Consider the following 17,336-nt stretch of genomic DNA (forward strand, 5'->3'; position numbering starts at 1 on the left):
GGGATCAGCCCAGGAAATGCGGCAGCATGGCGTCGAGCACCGCGTCCGGCGCCTCCTCCATCGCGAAATGGCCGCAGCCGGGGATCGGGTGGCCGCTGACCTCGGCGGCCCAGCCCAGCCACAGGCCCAGCGGGTCGCCGGTGCGCGCCGGAAAGCCGGCCTCGGCCCAGACGAAGCGCAGGGGCGCCGCGATGCGCCGGCTGGCGGCGCGGTCGGCGATGTCGAGGCGGCGGTCGACGGTGGCGCCGGCGCGGTAGTCGGCGCACATCGCGGCGATGCGGGTCGGGTCGCCGGCCTGCCGCAGATAGCTGTCCAGCGCGGCAGGGGCGAAGGGCGACAGGTCGCCACTGCGGGTCCAGCTGGCCAGCGTGCGGGCGATGTAGCCGGGGCCGTCGGCGGCAATCAGGCTCTCGGGCAACGGCGCTGGCTGGGCGAGGAAGGTCCAGTGGTACGCCTTGAGCGCCAGTTCCGCGTTCCACGCGTCCCAGAAGGCGGCGGTCGGCACGATCTCGACGAGGCCGAGGCGCAGGATGCGATCGGGGTGATCGAAGGCAAAGCGGTAGGCCACCCGCGCCCCCCGGTCATGGCCGAGGAGATGGGCGCGCGCGATCCCCAGCGCGTCCATCAGCCCGACGATGTCGCGCGCCATCTCGCGCTTGGAATAGGTCCGGTGGTCGGGGTCGTCGGGCGGCGCGTCGCTGTCGCCGTAGCCGCGCAGGTCGGGCACGATCACGTCGAAATGCCGCGCCAGCGCCGGCGCGACCCGGTGCCAGGTCATGTGCGTCTGCGGGTAGCCGTGCAGCAGGATCAGCGCCGGCCCCGCCCCGCCCCGGTGCACCGACAGGGTGATCCCGTTCGCGGCGACGCGATGGCTGGTGAACCCCTCGATTCCCGACATCTCACCCCTCCCAGGGCTGCGGCTGGACATGGTAGCCGATGTAGAGCGGGTGCTTGGGGTGCCCGTCCTTGCTGAGCCCCAGGTGATGCAGCGGCACGCCCGCCCCCCGCAGCATCGCCTCGACCGCGGGGCCCCGGCCCAGGTGCGCGCCATGGGTGCCCCAGGCGCAGATCACCCGGTCGGCCCAGGGCAGCGCGCGCAGGATGGCGGCGTCGTTGGCCGGGCCGACGGGGTCGGCGGCGGCCCGCATCTCACGCGGGTCGGTGGCGCGGAAGGCGAAGATGTTGAGCACCCGGAACGCGCCGAAGCCCAGCGCCCGCGCCCGCCGCTCGCAGCGTTCGACCGTGGGGTCGTTCTGCACCTCGGTCGCGGTCGACGGGTTCAGCATGACGAACACCGCACGCCGCCCCGCGTCGTTCCAGACGCGGGTCAGCGTGTAGCGATAGGCCTCGCAATCGGAATATTCGGCGACCGAGGCGGCGTCGCCCTTCTGGTGGGTCCGGGTGATCATCCCCGCCTTATGCCGCGGGACCGCGGCGCGGGGAACCCGCCGTGGTTCAGGCGTCGCCGTCCTGGTCGGTGTCGGGCTCGACGAAGATGATCAGGCCCGTTTCCGGGTCGACCGACACGTCGTAGACGATGCCGCCATCGACGATCTCGGCCTCGAAGCCCGATTCGTCCTGCCCGATCTCGCGGACGCGGTAGCCCATCGACTCGAGGGTCTTGCGGACGGTGGTCAGGTCGGTGCCGAGGAAAAGCGACTCGGGCGGGGGGGCGGCCATCGCGGCGCCCGACAGGATCGGCAGGGCGAGAAGGCCGGCGGTGAGGGTGCGAATCATCTGGTGCTCCTTTCCGTCCCGCCGGGGCGGCGGGCGGTCCGTTTCAGGGGGACTGCCGGACTGCATACCCCCAGATCTTGGCACCATTGTGGCCGCAACGACCGGTCAGAGGTGGAACACCCGCTCGGGGTGCAGCTCGCCCGCGCGGAACCGGCCGACCGCCACCGGCACGCCGCCCAGCGACGCCCAGGCGAGGTCGCCGTACTCCACCGGCCCCGGCAGCACCTGCCCCGGGTTGCCGTTCCGCAGCCGCACCGCGCCCGCCTCGGTCGCGGTCAGCTCGGGCAGGTCGGACAGCCCGAGGCTGACGGGGTGCAGCAGGGCGTCGATCTCGGGGGTGCGGGCCAGCGCCTCGATCCGGTCCATCGTCACCGCCGCCTCGATGTCGAAGGGCCCGACCCAGGTCCGCCTGAGCGACACCACGTGGCCGAGGCAGCCCAGCGCCTGCCCGAGGTCGCGCGCGATGGAGCGGACGTAGCCGCCCGACCCGCAGGTGAAATGCAGCGTGGCGTGGTCGGCATCGGGCCGCCCGGTCAGCTCCAGCGCGTCGACGTAGAGGTCGCGGGCCTGCAACTCCAGCCGCTCGCCCTCGCGCGCGAGGTCGTAGGCGCGTTCGCCGTCGACCTTCACCGCCGAGAACTGCGGCGGCACCTGCCGGATGTCGCCGAGGAAGGCCGGCAGCGCGGCGCGGATCTGGTCATCGGTCGGGCGCAGGTCCGAGGTGGCGATCACCTCGCCCGCGGCGTCGTCGGTGGTCGTGGCCGCGCCCCAGCGCACGGTGAAGTCGTAGCCCTTCAGCGCGTCGCCCAGGTAGGCGATGGTCTTGGTCGCCTCGCCCAGCGCCACCGGCAGCATCCCCGTCGCGTCCGGGTCGAGCGTGCCGGCATGGCCGGCCTTCTGCGCCTCGAAGGCCCAGCGGAGCTTGTTCACCACGGCGGTGGAGGTCAGGCCGGCGGGCTTGTCCACCAGCACCCAGCCCGAGATGTCGCGGCCCTTGCGCTTGCGCCCCATGGTTTCCTCCTCGGACGGCGAGAGGTGCGCGGGCTATCCGCCCGAGGGCGCGGCGTCAACCACCGTGCCGATGATCGGCCCGACCGGCAGGCCGATGTCGGCCCGGCCGATCTCCGGCGCCCAGAGCCGCGACACCCGCCCGTCGAGGTAGAGCGCGTTCGGCACCTGCAGGTGGTCGCGGAAGAAGCGCGCGAAATGGTGGAAGTTCACCGGCACGTCCGAGATCACCAGATGCAGGACGCGCCCGCTCGCGTCCACGCCGGCGCCGTTGCGGATATTGCGGCTGGCGCTGGTGGCGATGAAGCGCGGGTGCAGCGCGCCGTCGATCACCAGCATCGGCCCCGACTGGGTGGCATGGCGACAGGGCGGCGGCGCCTCGGCGTAGGCGCGGCTCTCGACGACGGCGGCGCGGTCGCCGTTCAGGCACAGCACGCCGTTGGGCAGCAGGCCGAAATTGCCGGGCCCGGCCGAGGTGACGACCCGCATCTCCTGCGTCCCGTCCTCGATGTAGAGCCCGACCGGGCGCCGGTCCTCGTGGAACATGCCCGCGTTCATCGCCACCCCGAGGCGGCGGCCGGGCGCCAGCGCCTCGTCGATCCGGCCGAAGCTGCCGTAGATCGCGCCGTCGCCGTCGCGCAGGAACAGGCGCACCTCCTCCTCGGCCAGGTCGATGCGGCAGCTGGTGAAGGCGGCGCCCTCGAAATCCACCTGCGCGCAGGTCGCCGCCGCGGCGGGCGCGGCGCAGCAAAGCGCCAGAAGGAGCGCGAGGGCGCGCCTCACGCCTCGGTCTCCGGGTCGCCCCCCTCGATGTCGCGCCGCACCTCGGCGCGGTCGAACAGCGCGCGGGTCTCGTCCATCCGGTCGAAGGTCTCGTCGATGACAAACCGCAGGTCGGGCGCGTATTTCAGCGTCATGTCGCGCATCAGCGCCCGGCGCAGCTCGCCCCGGTTGCGCTTGAGCGCCTGGATCGCCTCGTCGCGCCCGGCGCCGCCCAGCGGCATCACGTAGACCGTGGCGATCTTGAGGTCGGGCGAGGTGCGCACCTCGCCCACGGTGATCGACATGGCGTTCAACTCGGGGTCGTGCACCTCGCCCTTGGCCAGCACCGACGACAGGGTGCGCCGGATCAGCTCGCCCACGCGAAGCTGCCGCTGCGACGGGCCGGAGCCCTCGGATTGCCGGTGTCGTGCCATGGCGGTGCCTGTCTATCCCTGACCCGCACGTATGGGATGCGCGGCCCCCTTGCAAGCGACGGCTTTCCGCATGGGCCGGCATCCGCTATCAGGGCGGGCGCAAGACGGAGGGTTCAGGGACATGGCCGACAGCATCGGGATCGCGGTGATGGGCGCCTCGGGGCGCATGGGGCGGATGCTGGTCGAGACGGTGACGGCCTCGGACAAGGCGCATCTCGTCGGCGTGACCGAGCGGCCGGGCCATCCCTGGGTGGGCCGCGACCTCGGCGAGGCGACGGGCGGGGCGCGCACCGGCGTGATGGTGCATGACGACCCGCTCGAGGTGATCGTCAAGGCGCAGGCGGTGATCGACTTCACCACGCCCGAGGCGACGCTGGCCCACGCTCAGCTGACCGCGCAGGCGCGCTGCGTCCACGTCATCGGGACGACGGGCTTCACCGACGGCCAGATCGCCGCGCTGGACGCCGCCGCGCGCCACGCGGTGATCGTGCGGGCGGGCAACATGAGCCTCGGGGTCAACCTGCTGGTGCGGCTGGCGCAGGAGGTGGCCCACGCCCTCGACGCCGATTTCGACGTCGAGATCGTCGAGGCGCACCACCGCCACAAGGTCGATGCGCCCTCGGGCACGGCGCTGATGCTGGGCGAGGCGGTGGCGCGCGGCCGCGGCGTCGATCTGGCCGAGGTCTCGGACCGGGGCCGTGACGGGATGACCGGGGAACGGCGGCGCGGCGACATCGGCTTTGCCGCGATCCGGGGTGGCGACGTGGTGGGCGAACACGACGTGATCTTTGCCGGCGCGGGGGAACGCATCGTGCTGCGGCACGTGGCGACCGACCGGGGCATCTTCGCCCGCGGCGCGCTCAGGGCCGCGCTCTGGGGCCAGGGGCAGGCGCCCGGTCACTATTCGATGATGAGCGTGCTGGGATTGGCGTGAAACCGCCGACCGGCTTGATTTCGGCAGGGCGGTGGCTAGCTCCTGAGGCGTTCCAGACACCGTCCGACCACCGAAAGAGGACCTGACCGACATGCCGCGCATGGACGCCACCCTGCCGGGTCTCCTGACCGGCGCGCTGCTCAGCGTCGCCACCGCCGACGCCGCCGGGGCCGAGGGCTTTTCGGTCGTGCAGAGCGCCGACCGCTTCGTGTCGCTGGTCGACGGGCGCGAGTTGCGCCGCTTCGGCATCCGGCTGAACGTCACGTCCGAGGGCCAGATCGAGGGGCAGGCCTTCGGCTCGCCCGTCACCGGGGAATGGACCTGGGAGGGCGGCTATTTCTGCCGCGACCTCTACTGGGGCGGCGACGACCTGGGCTACAACTGCCAGCTGGTGCAGGAAAACGGCGACACGCTGCGCTTTACCTCCGACCGCGGCGCGGGGATGTTCGCGGACCTGACGCTGCGGTGATGGCCTGCGCTGCGCCATCAGGGCGCAGCTTCAACGGTCAGAAATCGACCGCGATCCCCTTCTTCTCCCAGTCGCCGTAGCGCACGGGCTCGGGCCCGTCGCGCCCGCCCAGCTCCACCGGCAGGTCCAGCGCCTTGGCGGCCTTGCGCCGCGCCTCGGCCTCGGCCAGCGCACGCTGGGCGGCGGGGGGAAGGTCGGTCTTTGGGTCGTCGCTCATCGGGAAACCGGAAGCTCGTTCTTGTGATGCTCGCCCCCGTGATATACGCGGCGGGGCTTCAGGAACAAGGGCAAGGCCATGGCGCTCGAGGCACGGCAAGCGGCACTGAAGGCACTGGACTGGGTGCTGCGCGAGGGGCGGATGCTGGCGCATCTGCCCGCCGATCCGCGGCTGTCGCCCGGCGATGCCGCCCGCGCGGCGCGGCTCGCCTCGCTCACCCTGCGCCATGTCCAGCCGCTCGACGCGGTGATCGCCCCCTACCTCGACCGCAAGCCGCCCCTGCCCGCGCTCAACATCCTGCGCCTTGCCGCGGCCGAGCTGCTGGTGGCGGGCGGCGACGCGCATGGCGTGGTGGACAGCGCGGTCAAGCTCGCCAAGGCGCGGCGGCCCACCCAGCGCATGGCCGGGATGGTGAACGCGGTGCTGCGCAAGGTCGCGGTCGAAGGCCCCGAGCGCTTCGCCGCCGAGCCGCCGCAGCGCCTGCCGGGCTGGATCGGCGGGCCGGTCAAGAAGCGCTGGGGCGCCGAGGTTCTGCGCACCATCGAGGCCGCGCATGTGCCCCTGCCGCCGATCGACCTGACCGTCAAGCCGGGCGCGACGGTGGAGATCGAGGGCGCCACCCGCCTGCCCACCGGCAGCCTGCGCCTGCCCGCCGGCACGCAGGTCAGCGCCGTGCCGGGCTACGCCACGGGCGACGTCTGGGTGCAGGACGCCGCCGCCGCGCTGCCGGTGCGGCTGATGGGCAACGTGGCGGGCGCCCGCGTGCTCGACCTCTGCGCCGCGCCGGGGGGCAAGGCGATGCAGCTGGCGGCGCTGGGCGCCCATGTCACCGCGGTCGACCTGTCCGACAGCCGCATGGGCCGCGTGCGCGAGAACCTCGCGCGCACGGGCCTGACGGCCGAGCTGGTCGTCGCAGACGCCCTCGACTACACCGCCGCCCCCTTCGATGCGATCCTGCTCGACGCGCCCTGCACCGCCAGCGGCACCATCCGCCGCCACCCCGACCTGCCGCACGTGAAAAGCTGGACCGAGGTCGAGCCCCTGACCCGCCTGCAGATGCGCCTCCTCGACCACGCGCTGACCCTGCTGAAGCCAGGCGGCACGCTCGTCTACTGCACCTGCTCGCTCCTGCCTGTGGAGGGCGAGCACCAGATCACCGCCGCCCTGAAACGCCATGACGGCCTGTGCGTGATCCCCGCCGACCCGGTCGCGCTCGGCGGCGACGACGCGTGGCGCAGCCCCGAGGGCGGCCTGCGCCTCCGGCCCGACATGTGGGCCGAGATCGGCGGATTGGACGGCTTCTACATGGCCGCCCTCACCCGCCCGTGACAGCTGGGCGGCCCGCCCCTATCCTGCCCGCAAAGACCGAGACCGAGCAGCAATCCGTCATGGCCGAGCCCGAGGAGACCGACGCCCCCGCCCCGCCCCCGGAGGACCGGGTGCGCCTGGCCGACCGCTGGGCGGCCTGGCGCGCGGGGCTGACCGGCCCGCGCATCCGCGGCTTCCTGTGGCAGCCGCAGCCCAGCTTTGCCGGGTCCGAGGCGCGGGGGCGGCAGCTGATGGCGGGCAACCTCGTGCTCGGCGGGCGGCTGGTCGAGGCAAGTGGCCGCCTGCCCTGGGACGTGGCGCCGCCGACCGAGGGGTTCCTAGAGGCGCTGCACGGCTTCGACTGGCTCGACGACCTCGCCACCGTGCCGGGGGGTGCGGGGCGGGCGACGGCGCAGGCGTGGCTGGCGGAGTGGCTCAAACGCTACGGGCGCGGGCGCGGCCCCGGCTGGACCCCCGACCTTGCCGGGCGGCGGCAAATGCGGTGGATCACCCACGCGCTGTTCCTGATGAACGGGCAGGCCCCCGAGGACCGCCGCCGCTTCGTCGCGGCGCTGGCGCGGCAGGCCGGGATGCTGGGTGACCGCTGGCGCCACACGCGGCGCGGGCTGCCGCGGTTCGAGGCGCTGACGGGCCTCGTCTATTCCGCCTGCGCCCTGACCGGGATGGAAACGGCGCTGCGCCCCGCGCTGACGGCGCTGGCGCAGGAATGCGCCAACGACATCGACGCGACCGGCGGGATCGTGACGCGCAACCCCGAGGAACTGCTCGAGGTGTTCCACCTGCTGACATGGGTCGCCGCCATCCTGAAGGAGATCGGCAAGGCCCCCGACCCCGCCATCGACACCGCGATCCTGCGCATCGCGCCGACGCTGCGCAGCCTGCGCCACGCAGACGGGTCGCTGGCGCGGATGCAGGGCGGCGGCCGCGGGGCGCCGGGGCGGCTGGACGCGGCGCTGGCGCGGTCGAACGTGCGGCCCAGCCGCGTGAAGGGGCTGGCCATGGGCTACGCGCGGCTGGGCGGGCGGCGGGTGTCGCTGATCGTGGACGCCGCGCCGCCGATGCTGGGGCCCGGCAGCTTCGACGCCCACGCCTCGACGCTGGCCTTCGAGCTGGTGTCGGGCCAGCAGCCGGTGGTGGTGTCCTGCGGATCGGGCCGGCGCTTCGGCGCGGCGTGGCGGCGGGCGGGGCGCGCGACGGCGAGCCATTCCACCCTGTCGCTGATGGGCTACGCCAGCGCGCGGCTGGCCCGCGGCGCCACGGCCGAGGAGCCCGAGAAACAGGATTTCGTCACCGGCCCCGGCACGGTCGAGGTGCAGCAGGCCGAGATGACGACGGCCGACGGCATCGCCCTGTCCCATGACGGCTGGCGGCGGACGCATGGCCTGGTGCACCTGCGCTCGCTTCAGCTCGACCGCGACGGGAGCCTCCTGCGGGGCGAGGACGGGCTGGCGGCGATGACGGCCGAGGACCGCGCGACGCTCGACCGGGTGCTGTCGCGGCTGCCGGGCGACGTGGGCCTGCGCTATGCCGTGCGGCTTCACCTGCACCCCGATGCGGCGGCCGAGATCGACATGGGCGGCACCGCCGTGTCGATCCAGCTGCCCAACCGGGAGACCTGGGTGTTCCGCTACGGGGGCGAGGCGGTGCTGACGCTGGAGCCGTCGGTCTACCTCGACGGCGGGCGGCTGAAGCCGCGCGCGACAAAACAGATCGTTCTCTCCGCCGCGCTGACCGGCTATGGCGGCGCCGTGAGCTGGACGCTCGCCCGCCCGGTCGGCCTGTTGCCCGCCCCGGGCGAGGGCGAGACCGAGGACTGAAAGAGGACAATCCCTTATGACCGAAGTGCCCCTGCGCCGCGCGCTGATTTCCGTGTCCGACAAGACCGGGCTGATCGAGTTTGCCACCGCGCTGGCGGGCCGGGGGGTGGAGATCCTGTCGACCGGCGGCACGGCCAAGGCGCTGCGGGACGCGGGGATCGCGGTGCGCGACGTGGCCGAGGTGACCGGCTTTCCCGAGATGATGGACGGCCGGGTCAAGACGCTGCACCCGATGGTGCATGGCGGGCTGCTCGCGCTGCGCGACAACGCCGAGCATGTCGCGGCGATGGAGGCGCACGGGATCGGGGCGATCGATCTGCTGGTCGTGAACCTCTACCCCTTCGAGGCGACGGTCGCCTCGGGCGCCGACTACGACACCTGCATCGAGAACATCGACATCGGCGGCCCGGCGATGATCCGCGCGGCGGCCAAGAACCATGCCTTCGTCACCGTGGTGGTGGACACCGAGGATTACGCCGACGTGCTGGCCGAGCTGGAGGCGACGGGCGGCACCAGCCTCGCGTTCCGGCAGAAGATGGCGCGCACCGCCTACGCCCGGACGGCGGCCTATGACGCGGCCGTGTCGTCGTGGATGGCCGCGGCGCAGGGCGATGCCGCGCCCCGGCGGCGGGCCTTTGCCGGCACGCTCAAGCAGACGATGCGCTACGGCGAGAACCCGCACCAGCAGGCGGCCTTCTACGTCGACGGCTCGAACCGCCCCGGCGTCGCCACCGCCGTGCAGCACCAGGGCAAGGAGCTGAGCTACAACAACATCAACGACACCGACGCGGCCTTCGAGCTGGTGGCGGAGTTCGACCCCGCCGACGGCCCCGCCTGCGCGATCATCAAGCACGCCAACCCCTGCGGCGTGGCGCGGGGGGGCAGCTTGCTCGACGCCTACCGCAAGGCCTTCGACTGCGACCGGACCAGCGCGTTCGGCGGCATCGTCGCGCTGAACCAGCGGCTCGATGCGGCGACGGCGGAGGAGATCGTGAAGATCTTCACCGAGGTCGTCATCGCGCCCGAGGCCGACGAGGCAGCCAAGGCGATCTTTGCCGCGAAAAAGAACCTGCGCCTCCTGACCACCGGCGCCCTGCCCGACCCGCGCGCGGCCGTCACCGCGTACAAGCAGGTGGCGGGCGGCTTCCTGGTGCAAGACAAAGACACCGGCTTCGTGCCCGAGGCCGACCTGCGCGTGGTGACGAAACGCGCGCCGACCGCGGCCGAGATGGACGACCTGCGCTTTGCCTGGACGGTCGCCAAGCACGTCAAGTCGAACGCCATCGTCTACGTCAGGGACGGTGCAACCGTGGGCGTCGGCGCGGGGCAGATGAGCCGGGTCGACAGCTCGACCATCGCCGCGCTCAAGGCGGGGCGCATGGGGGCGGAACTGGGCCTGGCCGAGACGCCGGCCAAGGGGTCGGTCGTGGCCTCGGATGCCTTTTTCCCCTTTGCCGACGGGCTGATGGCCGCGGCCGAGGCCGGGGCGACGGCCATCATCCAGCCGGGCGGGTCGATGCGCGACGACGAGGTCATCGCGGCGGCCGACGCGGCGGGGCTGGCCATGGTGTTCACGGGAATGCGCCACTTCCGCCACTGAGGGCGGGCGGGCCGTCAGGACCGGGCGATGTAGCGGTCCTGGCGGTGGTTCGTGGCGATGATCGCGTTCAGGATCACCGCACCCAGGAGCGACCACGCCACCGCCGGCCACGGCAGCAGGGCGAAGGCGGCCGCGAAGACGCAGAGGTCGAAGCCCAGCTGCGTCCAGCCCGCGGGGATGCCCCGCCGTTCCTGCAGCAGAAGCGCGACGATGCCCACGCCGCCAAGGCTCGCCCCGTGCCGGAACAGCGACAGGAGCCCGACGCCCGCCAGCACCCCGAACAGCGCCGCGCCCAGCGCCGGGTGCAGATCGGTGATCGTCAGGACAAGGGGCAGCGTGTCGGCCAGCGCCGACATCAGCGCCACCGCCGACGCGCTCTTGAGCACGAAGCTCCAGCCCAGCAGCCGCAGGGCGACGGCGTAGAACGGCAGGTTCATCACGAAGAAGGTCACGCCGAAGGACCAGTCCGCGGCGTAGGTCGCCACCAGCGCCAGCCCCGCGATCTGCCCCGTGATCAGGTCCGAGGCGCGCAGGAACTGGATCGACAGCGCCACCAGCGTGGCGCCGATCAGGATTCCCTGAACATCCTCCACGGGGGTGTGCCGGTCGGCGGGCGGTCTGGCGAGAAGCATCATGGGTCAGGTATTATGACCTTTTCGCGCGCCGTCAACGCCGCGCCCGGCGCAAGGGCCGCGGCGGCGCGCCGGGGGCTGTGAAAAGACCCCGGCCGCCGTATCATGAGGCAGGTCCGCCTGCTTTCGCGGCAGGACGGACCCAAGACAGGGGCCATCCGCCATGACCACGCCCGCCCGGGTCCGCACCTGCATCTGGATCGACCGCGACGTCGCCGGTGCGGCGCGGACCTACACCGCGCTCCTGCCCGGCTCGCGCATCCTCGACATGCGGGCCTTCGAGCACATGCTGACCAACGAACCCGAGGGCGTCCGCGTGATCGAGATCGAGCTGGCCGGGACGCCCTACACCCTGCTCGAGGCCGGGCCGCACCACCCGCCGACCGACCGGATGTCGATCGCGGTGGCGACCGAGGACCAGGCCGAGACCGACCGGCTGTGGCACGCGCTCACCGCCGACGGCGGGCAGGAGATGGCCTGCGGCTGGCTGCGGGACCGCTGGGGCGTGGCCTGGCAGATCGTCCCGCGCCGGGTGACCGAGATGGCCGCCAGCGGCGACCGGGCGAAGGTCTCGGCCCTCCTGCGGGCGATGCAGCCGATGCGGCGGCTCGACCTCGCCGCGCTGGAGGCGGCCTGGGCGGCGGGCTGAGGCCGCCCCCACTGGCCTTTGCGGCGGCCATGCCCTATCGAGCCGGGGAGTGTTCCCCGAGGCCCCCGCCCATGCGTCTTGTCCTGATCTCCGCCGCGGTCTGGTTCGCCCTCGACCAGCTGTCGAAATACCTCGTCGTCCACGCCATGGGCCTGATCGAGCGCGGCGTGATAGAGGTGTTTCCGCCGCTCCTGACCTTCAAGATGGGCTGGAACACCGGCATCAACTTCGGCCTGTTCTCGGGCGGGCCCGAGGTGACGCGCTGGATCCTGATCGGGCTGGCGGTGGCGATCACCGGCTGGCTCCTGTGGTGGGCGCGCCACGGGCTGACGCGATCGATCACGCTGGTGTCGGCGGGCGCGGTGATCGGCGGGGCGATGGGCAACACGCTCGACCGGCTGGTCTACGGGGCGGTCGCGGATTTCCTGAACATGTCCTGCTGTGGCATCGTGAACCCGTTCGCCTTCAACGTGGCCGATATCGGCATCTTCGCGGGCGCCTTCGGGTTGCTGATCTTCTCCAATGACAGCAAGATGCCGCGTGACGGGGCCTGAGATTTGCGATAGACCCCGGCCCCGAGGATGACGAAGGACCGCCCGATGCCGCGCCTGTTCACGACCCTGACGCTTGCCGCCGCCACGGTCGCGCTGGCGGCCTGCGGGTCGGGCGACCCGCGGCTGATGAACCTGCGCAACACCGAGTCGGGGCCGGACGAGTTCTCGGTCCTGCCGACCGAGCCCATCGCGATCCCCGCCGACCTGCGCACCCTGCCCCCGCCGACGCCGGGCGGCACCAACCGCACCGATCCCGACCCCGAGGGCGACGCGATCCGCGCGCTGGGCGGCAACCCCGAGCGCGCCACCAGCCAGGCCGGCGACATCGTCGGCTATGCCTCGCGCTTCGGCACCTCGCCCGACATCCGCGGCGTGCTGGCCGCCGAGGATCTGGAATACCGGCGCGACAACAACGGCCGGCTGCTGGAACGGCTGTTCGGCAACAACGTCTATTTCCGCGCCTACCGGTCGATGTGGCTGGACCGCTACGCCGAGCTGGAGCGCCTGCGCCGCGCCGGCGTCCGCACCCCGGCCGCGCCGCCCGAAGGCATCGTTCTGGAATAGGACGCTCACGTCGCCGTCAGCCCGGTTGATCCCGGGCCCGGCGCCGTTATCTGACAGGCAACCGCATCCGAACCGGAGGACGTGCATGTTGCACCGTCTCGCGCTGGCCCTCGGGCTGACCCTGACACCGCTGGCCGCGCAGGCCGCCGGCGAGGTCGAGGAATTCTTTCTCGACAACGGCATGCAGGTGGTGGTGATCGAGGATCACCGCACGCCCGCCGTCACCCACATGGTCTGGTACCGCGTCGGCGCCGCCGACGAGCCCCCCGGCCAGTCGGGCATCGCGCATTTCCTGGAACACCTGATGTTCAAGGCCACCGACGACATGGCCTCGGGGCAGTTCAGCGAGGTGGTCGAGGCCAACGGCGGGTCGGACAACGCCTTCACCGCCTGGGACTACACCGGCTATTTCCAGCGCGTCGCGGCCGACCGGCTGGGCCTGATGATGCAGATGGAGGCCGACCGGATGCGCGACCTGGTGTTCGACCCGGTCGAGGTCGCCACCGAGCGCAGCGTGATCCTGGAGGAACGGGCGCAGCGCACGGATTCGTCGCCCGGCGCGCTGTTCAACGAACAGATGCGCGCAGCGCTGTTCCTGAACCACCCCTACGGCATCCCGATCATCGGCTGGCGCCACGAGATGGAGGGGCTGACGCTGGAGAACGCGCGCGCCTTCTACGAGACCTGGTACCACCCCAACAACGCGATCCTGATCGTCGCGGGCGACGTGACGCCCGAGGAGGTCCGCGCGCTGGCCGAGGAGCATTACGGCCCGATCCCGGCCTCGGCCGCCCTGCCCGAGCGCCTGCGCCCGACCGAGCCGCCGCACATCGCCGACCGCCGCGTGATCTACGAGGACGAGCGCGTCGCCAACCCCTATGTCTCGATCCAGATGCTGGCCCCGGTGCGCGAGCCCGGCGACCAGCGCGAGGCGGCGGCGCTGGTCTACCTGGCCGAGTTGCTGGGCGGAGGGGGCCCCAGCGCGCTGATGAGCCGGCAGCTGCAGTTCGAGGAGGAACGCTCGCTCTACGCCGCGGCCTTCTACGATTCGACCAGCGTCGATCCGTCCGGCTTCTCGCTGGTGAACGTGCCGGTGCCCGGCGTGTCGCTGGAGGAGGCCGAGGCCGACATCTGGCGCATGGTCGAGACCTTCCTCGAACAGGGCATCGACGCCGACCATTTCGCCCGCATCCAGTTCCAGATCGAGGCCGGCGAGATCTACGAGGAGGACGACACCCAGGGCCTTGCCCGGTCCTGGGGGGTCGAGCTGACCACCGGGCTGACCGTGGCCGACGTGGAGGGCTGGACCGCGGCGCTGGCCGCCGTGACGCCCGAGGACGTGATGGACGCCGCCCGGCGCCTGTTCGACGACCCCTCGACCGTCACCGGCTACCTGCAGCGCCCCGCCGAGCCCGCGCCCGAGGCCCAGCCCACGGAGGTGAACCAATGATCGCCCGCATCGCCGCGACCCTCGTCGCGCTGGCCGTCCCCCTGCCGGCGACCGCCGACATCGACATCCAGGAGGTCACCTCGCCGGGCGGCATCGACGCCTGGCTGGTCGAGGACGACTCGATCCCCTTTGTCGCGCTGGAATTCTGGTTCATCGGCGGCTCGGGGCTGGACCCGGCCGAGGCGCGGGGCGCGACCTACCTGATGACCGGGCTGCTGGAGGAAGGCGCCGCCGACATGGACGCGCAGGCCTTCGCCGCCGCCCAGGAGGCGCTGGCGACCAGCTTCGTCGTCGACAGTTTCCGCGACGCGATCGTGGTCAGCGCGCAGATGCTGACCCAGAACCGCGACGCCGCCGCCGACCTGTTGCGCGCGGCGCTGGTCGAACCGCGCTTCGACGCCGACGCGATCGAGCGCACCCGCGGGCAGGTGATCTCGATCATCGAGAGCAACGAGCGCGACCCCAGCGACATCGCGACCACCACCTTCAACAGGCTGGCCTATGGCGACCACCCCTACGGCACCACGCAGGAGGGCACGGTCGAGGTCGTGTCGCGGCTGACCCGCGAGGACATCGTGGCCGCCTACCGGGCCACGCTGACGCGCGACCGGGTCGTGGTGGGCGCCGCCGGCGACATCACGCCCGAGGAGCTGGGCCTCCTGATCGACCGCATCCTCGGCGACCTGCCCGCCGAGGCGCCGCCGCGCCCCGGCCCGGCCGAGTTCGGGCTGGAGGGCGGGGTCACCGTGGTCGACTTCCCCACTCCGCAGGCGTCGGTGTTCTTCGGCCATGCCGGCATCGCGCGGGACGACCCCGACTTCTTCGCGGCCTTCGTGCTGAACCAGGTGCTGGGCGGCGGCGGCTTCCGGTCGCGGCTGATGGAACAGGTCCGGGTGGAGCGCGGGCTGACCTACGGCATCGGCACCTTCCTGTCGCTGGCCGATCTGTCCCCGACGTTGCTGGGGCAGTTCTCGTCCTCCAACGACCTCGTCGCGCAGGCGATCGAGGTGGTGCAGGCCGAATGGGCCGACCTTGCCGAGAACGGCATCACCCAGGACGAGCTGGACGCCGCCATCCGCTACATGACCGGCGAATACCCGCTGCGCTTCGACGGCAACGCCACCATCGCCGGCATCCTCGCCGCCATGCAGTCCGACGACATGCCGGTGGAATACATCGAGAACCGCAACGCCTATGTCGAGGCGGTCACGCTCGAGGACGTCCGGCGCGTCGCGGCCCGCCTTCTGCGGCCCGAGGACCTGCATTTCGTGGTGGTCGGCCGGCCCGAGGGGTTATCCCCCGGAAACTGACCGCGCGGGCCTTGGCCCGTGGCCGGGGGACATGCTAGGTTTGGTGGCATGTCCCTCGATGACCCCAAGATAAGCCGTCCGGTCATCCGGCAGCTCGACGAGGCCGCGATCAACCGGATCGCGGCGGGCGAGGTGGTGGAACGCCCCGCCTCGGCGGTGAAGGAGCTGGTCGAGAACGCGCTGGACGCCGGTGCGACACGGGTGCTGGTCGAGGTGGCCCAGGGCGGCAAGGGCCTGATCCGCGTCACCGACGATGGCTGCGGCATGGGGCCCGAGGACCTGCCGCTGGCGCTGAGCCGCCACGCGACGTCCAAGATCGACGGGTCGGACCTCCTGAACATCACCAGCTTCGGCTTTCGCGGCGAGGCGCTGCCGTCGCTGGGCGCGGTGGGGCGCCTCAGGATCGTCAGCCGGGTGGCGGGCGGGGACGCGCACGAGATCCGGGTGACCGGGGGCGAGATGTCGCCGGTGCGGCCCGCGGCCCTGTCGCGCGGCACGGTGGTGGAGCTGGCCGACCTGTTCTACGCCACGCCGGCGCGGTTGAAGTTCCTGCGCACGGACCGGGCCGAGATGCAGGCCATCGCGGACGTGGTGAAGCGGCTCGCCATGGCGGCACCGGGGGTGGGCATCACGCTCAAGGACGTGACCGAGGGCGAGCGCGTGGTGCTGCGCGCCGAACCCGAGACGGGCGACCTGTTCGACGCGCTGGGGGCGCGGCTGTCGGGGCTGATCGGGCGGGATTTCGTGGAAAACGCGATCCGGGTCGAGGCAGAGCGCGAGGGCGTGCGCCTGACCGGATACGCCGCGCTGCCGGTGTGGTCGCGCGGGGCCGCGGTGGCGCAGTTCTTCTTCGTGAACGGGCGGCCGGTGCGGGACAAGCAGCTCTACGGCGCGCTCCGGGCGGGCTACATGGACGTGCTGGCGCGCGACCGGCACCCGGCGGCGGCGCTGTTCCTCGACTGCCCGGCGGAGCGGGTGGACGTGAACGTGCACCCGGCCAAGGCCGAGGTGCGGTTCCGCGACCCGGCGCTGGTGCGGGGGCTGGTGGTGTCGGCGCTGCGGGCGGCGCTGGCGGGGTCGGGGCCGCGCGCCTCGTCCAGCCTCGGGGAGGCTGTCCTCGGGGCGGCGCTCGGCGGGGCGCCGCGCGTCTACCAGATGGATCGGCCCGCCACGGCGACGCTGACGCGCGCGCGCGACTGGCAGGCGCCCGCGATGGAAGAAGCCCCCGCCCTCTGGTCCGCCCCGCCGTCTGCGCGCGTCGAGGACGCAGCCCCCGCCGTGGAGGAGACCGCCCGCCCCCTCGGTGCCGCGCGCGCCCAGATCCACGAGACCTACATCGTCGCCCAGACCGACAGCGGCATGGTGATCGTCGACGCCCACGCCGCCCACGAACGGCTGGTCTACGAACGGCTCAAGCGCCAGATGGCCGACACCGGCGTCGCGCGGCAGGCGCTCCTGATCCCCGAGATCGTGACCCTCGGCCCCGACGCCGACCGCCTGCTCGACCACGCCGACGACCTCGCCGCCCTCGGGCTGACGATCGAGCCCTTCGGCCCCGGCACCCTCGCTGTCCGCGAGACACCCGCCCTCCTCGGTGCCGTCGCCGTGGAGCCGCTCCTGCGTGACATCCTCGACGAGATCGACGACCTCGGCCGCTCCGAGGCGCTGAAGGGGCGGCTCGACGCGGTCCTCAGCCGCATCGCCTGCCACGGCTCCGTCCGCTCCGGCCGCCGCATGAGCGCGGACGAGATGAACGCGCTGCTGCGCGAGATGGAGGCGACGCCGAATTCCGGCCAGTGCAACCACGGCCGCCCGACCTTCGTCGCGCTGAAACTGGCCGACATCGACCGGCTGTTCGGGCGGAGCTGAG

The 17,336-nt window shown here is 72.5% G+C and carries 19 protein-coding genes; 11 read left to right on the top strand and 8 right to left on the bottom strand.

What is annotated here, in order from left to right:
- Window positions 1-4 precede the first annotated feature (4 nt).
- From HCU73_RS13150 to rbfA, 6 genes are all read right to left on the bottom strand, one after another.
- On the bottom strand, window positions 5-898 hold the full coding sequence (locus HCU73_RS13150) for an alpha/beta fold hydrolase (protein WP_168623917.1): 894 nt from the start codon (window positions 896-898) through the stop codon (window positions 5-7).
- Between the two features lies 1 nt (window position 899).
- Complete coding sequence (locus tag HCU73_RS13155; protein ID WP_168623918.1) at window positions 900-1,409, bottom strand: DUF1643 domain-containing protein; 510 nt, start codon at window positions 1,407-1,409, stop codon at window positions 900-902.
- A gap of 46 nt (window positions 1,410-1,455) precedes the next feature.
- The gene (locus HCU73_RS13160) at window positions 1,456-1,737 is read right to left on the bottom strand and encodes a PepSY domain-containing protein (RefSeq protein ID WP_168623919.1); all 282 of its coding nucleotides are present in this window, start codon (window positions 1,735-1,737) and stop codon (window positions 1,456-1,458) included.
- 105 nt (window positions 1,738-1,842) lie between these two features.
- Window positions 1,843-2,748, bottom strand: coding sequence for a tRNA pseudouridine(55) synthase TruB (gene truB, locus HCU73_RS13165; protein ID WP_168623920.1), 906 nt, complete (start codon window positions 2,746-2,748; stop codon window positions 1,843-1,845).
- Between the two features lie 33 nt (window positions 2,749-2,781).
- A complete protein-coding gene (locus tag HCU73_RS13170; protein ID WP_168623921.1) occupies window positions 2,782-3,528 on the bottom strand; it encodes a phosphodiester glycosidase family protein in 747 nt (248 codons plus the stop codon).
- The gene (gene rbfA / locus HCU73_RS13175) at window positions 3,525-3,941 is read right to left on the bottom strand and encodes a 30S ribosome-binding factor RbfA (RefSeq protein WP_168623922.1); all 417 of its coding nucleotides are present in this window, start codon (window positions 3,939-3,941) and stop codon (window positions 3,525-3,527) included. Before rbfA ends, HCU73_RS13170 begins: the two co-directional genes overlap by 4 nt.
- 121 nt (window positions 3,942-4,062) lie before the next feature.
- On the opposite strand from rbfA, the gene dapB reads away from it, so the two are divergent.
- Both dapB and HCU73_RS13185 read left to right on the top strand, forming a co-directional pair.
- Window positions 4,063-4,875, top strand: coding sequence for a 4-hydroxy-tetrahydrodipicolinate reductase (gene dapB / locus HCU73_RS13180; protein ID WP_168623923.1), 813 nt, complete (start codon window positions 4,063-4,065; stop codon window positions 4,873-4,875).
- A 91-nt stretch (window positions 4,876-4,966) separates the two neighbouring features.
- On the top strand, window positions 4,967-5,344 hold the full coding sequence (locus HCU73_RS13185) for a dihydrodipicolinate reductase (RefSeq protein ID WP_239025568.1): 378 nt from the start codon (window positions 4,967-4,969) through the stop codon (window positions 5,342-5,344).
- Between the two features lie 37 nt (window positions 5,345-5,381).
- On the opposite strand, the gene HCU73_RS13190 is transcribed toward HCU73_RS13185, so the two are convergent.
- Window positions 5,382-5,561 (bottom strand): DUF1674 domain-containing protein, encoded by a 180-nt coding sequence (locus HCU73_RS13190; RefSeq protein ID WP_168623924.1) that lies wholly within the window; start codon window positions 5,559-5,561, stop codon window positions 5,382-5,384.
- A 78-nt stretch (window positions 5,562-5,639) separates the two neighbouring features.
- Here HCU73_RS13190 and HCU73_RS13195 point away from each other — a divergent pair, with 78 nt between their 5' ends.
- From HCU73_RS13195 to purH, 3 genes are read left to right on the top strand one after another with little or no spacing between them, the layout of a single operon-like run.
- A complete protein-coding gene (locus tag HCU73_RS13195) occupies window positions 5,640-6,890 on the top strand; it encodes an RsmB/NOP family class I SAM-dependent RNA methyltransferase (protein ID WP_168623925.1) in 1,251 nt (416 codons plus the stop codon).
- A gap of 59 nt (window positions 6,891-6,949) precedes the next feature.
- Window positions 6,950-8,707, top strand: a complete 1,758-nt coding sequence (locus tag HCU73_RS13200; protein ID WP_168623926.1) for a heparinase II/III family protein — start codon at window positions 6,950-6,952, stop codon at window positions 8,705-8,707.
- 16 nt (window positions 8,708-8,723) lie between these two features.
- A complete protein-coding gene (gene purH / locus HCU73_RS13205) occupies window positions 8,724-10,307 on the top strand; it encodes a bifunctional phosphoribosylaminoimidazolecarboxamide formyltransferase/IMP cyclohydrolase (RefSeq protein WP_168623927.1) in 1,584 nt (527 codons plus the stop codon).
- Between the two features lie 14 nt (window positions 10,308-10,321).
- Here purH and HCU73_RS13210 read toward each other — a convergent pair whose 3' ends face one another.
- A complete protein-coding gene (locus tag HCU73_RS13210) occupies window positions 10,322-10,942 on the bottom strand; it encodes a YitT family protein (RefSeq protein ID WP_168623928.1) in 621 nt (206 codons plus the stop codon).
- A 160-nt stretch (window positions 10,943-11,102) separates the two neighbouring features.
- Here HCU73_RS13210 and HCU73_RS13215 point away from each other — a divergent pair, with 160 nt between their 5' ends.
- From HCU73_RS13215 to mutL, 6 genes are all read left to right on the top strand, one after another.
- Window positions 11,103-11,588, top strand: coding sequence for a VOC family protein (locus tag HCU73_RS13215; RefSeq protein ID WP_168623929.1), 486 nt, complete (start codon window positions 11,103-11,105; stop codon window positions 11,586-11,588).
- 71 nt (window positions 11,589-11,659) lie between these two features.
- The gene (lspA, locus tag HCU73_RS13220; RefSeq protein WP_168623930.1) at window positions 11,660-12,142 is read left to right on the top strand and encodes a signal peptidase II; all 483 of its coding nucleotides are present in this window, start codon (window positions 11,660-11,662) and stop codon (window positions 12,140-12,142) included.
- A 45-nt stretch (window positions 12,143-12,187) separates the two neighbouring features.
- Window positions 12,188-12,706, top strand: coding sequence for a DUF3035 domain-containing protein (locus HCU73_RS13225; RefSeq protein ID WP_168623931.1), 519 nt, complete (start codon window positions 12,188-12,190; stop codon window positions 12,704-12,706).
- An 85-nt stretch (window positions 12,707-12,791) separates the two neighbouring features.
- Window positions 12,792-14,156: a M16 family metallopeptidase gene (locus HCU73_RS13230; protein WP_168623932.1), complete on the top strand. Its 1,365-nt coding sequence runs from the start codon at window positions 12,792-12,794 to the stop codon at window positions 14,154-14,156.
- Window positions 14,153-15,466, top strand: a complete 1,314-nt coding sequence (locus HCU73_RS13235; RefSeq protein ID WP_168623933.1) for a M16 family metallopeptidase — start codon at window positions 14,153-14,155, stop codon at window positions 15,464-15,466. Before HCU73_RS13230 ends, HCU73_RS13235 begins: the two co-directional genes overlap by 4 nt.
- Window positions 15,467-15,514: 48 nt before the next feature.
- Entirely contained in the window at window positions 15,515-17,335 is a 1,821-nt protein-coding gene (mutL, locus tag HCU73_RS13240; protein ID WP_168623934.1) for a DNA mismatch repair endonuclease MutL, read from the top strand.
- The last annotated feature ends 1 nt before the right edge of the window (window position 17,336 follow it).

The organism is Roseicyclus persicicus, from assembly GCF_012395815.1.
GTDB lineage: Bacteria > Pseudomonadota > Alphaproteobacteria > Rhodobacterales > Rhodobacteraceae > Roseicyclus > Roseicyclus persicicus.

Bases quoted from the DNA above. Each gene is read 5' to 3' on its own strand.
- HCU73_RS13150 (WP_168623917.1), bottom strand. From the start codon at position 898: ATGTCGGGAATCGAGGGGTTCACCAGCCATCGCGTCGCCGCGAACGGG.
- HCU73_RS13155 (WP_168623918.1), bottom strand. From the start codon at position 1,409: ATGATCACCCGGACCCACCAGAAGGGCGACGCCGCCTCGGTCGCCGAA.
- HCU73_RS13160 (WP_168623919.1), bottom strand. From the start codon at position 1,737: ATGATTCGCACCCTCACCGCCGGCCTTCTCGCCCTGCCGATCCTGTCG.
- truB (WP_168623920.1), bottom strand. From the start codon at position 2,748: ATGGGGCGCAAGCGCAAGGGCCGCGACATCTCGGGCTGGGTGCTGGTG.
- rbfA (WP_168623922.1), bottom strand. From the start codon at position 3,941: ATGGCACGACACCGGCAATCCGAGGGCTCCGGCCCGTCGCAGCGGCAG.
- dapB (WP_168623923.1), top strand. From the start codon at position 4,063: ATGGCCGACAGCATCGGGATCGCGGTGATGGGCGCCTCGGGGCGCATG.
- HCU73_RS13185 (WP_239025568.1), top strand. From the start codon at position 4,967: ATGCCGCGCATGGACGCCACCCTGCCGGGTCTCCTGACCGGCGCGCTG.
- HCU73_RS13190 (WP_168623924.1), bottom strand. From the start codon at position 5,561: ATGAGCGACGACCCAAAGACCGACCTTCCCCCCGCCGCCCAGCGTGCG.
- HCU73_RS13195 (WP_168623925.1), top strand. From the start codon at position 5,640: ATGGCGCTCGAGGCACGGCAAGCGGCACTGAAGGCACTGGACTGGGTG.
- HCU73_RS13200 (WP_168623926.1), top strand. From the start codon at position 6,950: ATGGCCGAGCCCGAGGAGACCGACGCCCCCGCCCCGCCCCCGGAGGAC.
- purH (WP_168623927.1), top strand. From the start codon at position 8,724: ATGACCGAAGTGCCCCTGCGCCGCGCGCTGATTTCCGTGTCCGACAAG.
- HCU73_RS13210 (WP_168623928.1), bottom strand. From the start codon at position 10,942: ATGATGCTTCTCGCCAGACCGCCCGCCGACCGGCACACCCCCGTGGAG.
- HCU73_RS13215 (WP_168623929.1), top strand. From the start codon at position 11,103: ATGACCACGCCCGCCCGGGTCCGCACCTGCATCTGGATCGACCGCGAC.
- lspA (WP_168623930.1), top strand. From the start codon at position 11,660: ATGCGTCTTGTCCTGATCTCCGCCGCGGTCTGGTTCGCCCTCGACCAG.
- HCU73_RS13225 (WP_168623931.1), top strand. From the start codon at position 12,188: ATGCCGCGCCTGTTCACGACCCTGACGCTTGCCGCCGCCACGGTCGCG.
- HCU73_RS13230 (WP_168623932.1), top strand. From the start codon at position 12,792: ATGTTGCACCGTCTCGCGCTGGCCCTCGGGCTGACCCTGACACCGCTG.
- HCU73_RS13235 (WP_168623933.1), top strand. From the start codon at position 14,153: ATGATCGCCCGCATCGCCGCGACCCTCGTCGCGCTGGCCGTCCCCCTG.
- mutL (WP_168623934.1), top strand. From the start codon at position 15,515: ATGTCCCTCGATGACCCCAAGATAAGCCGTCCGGTCATCCGGCAGCTC.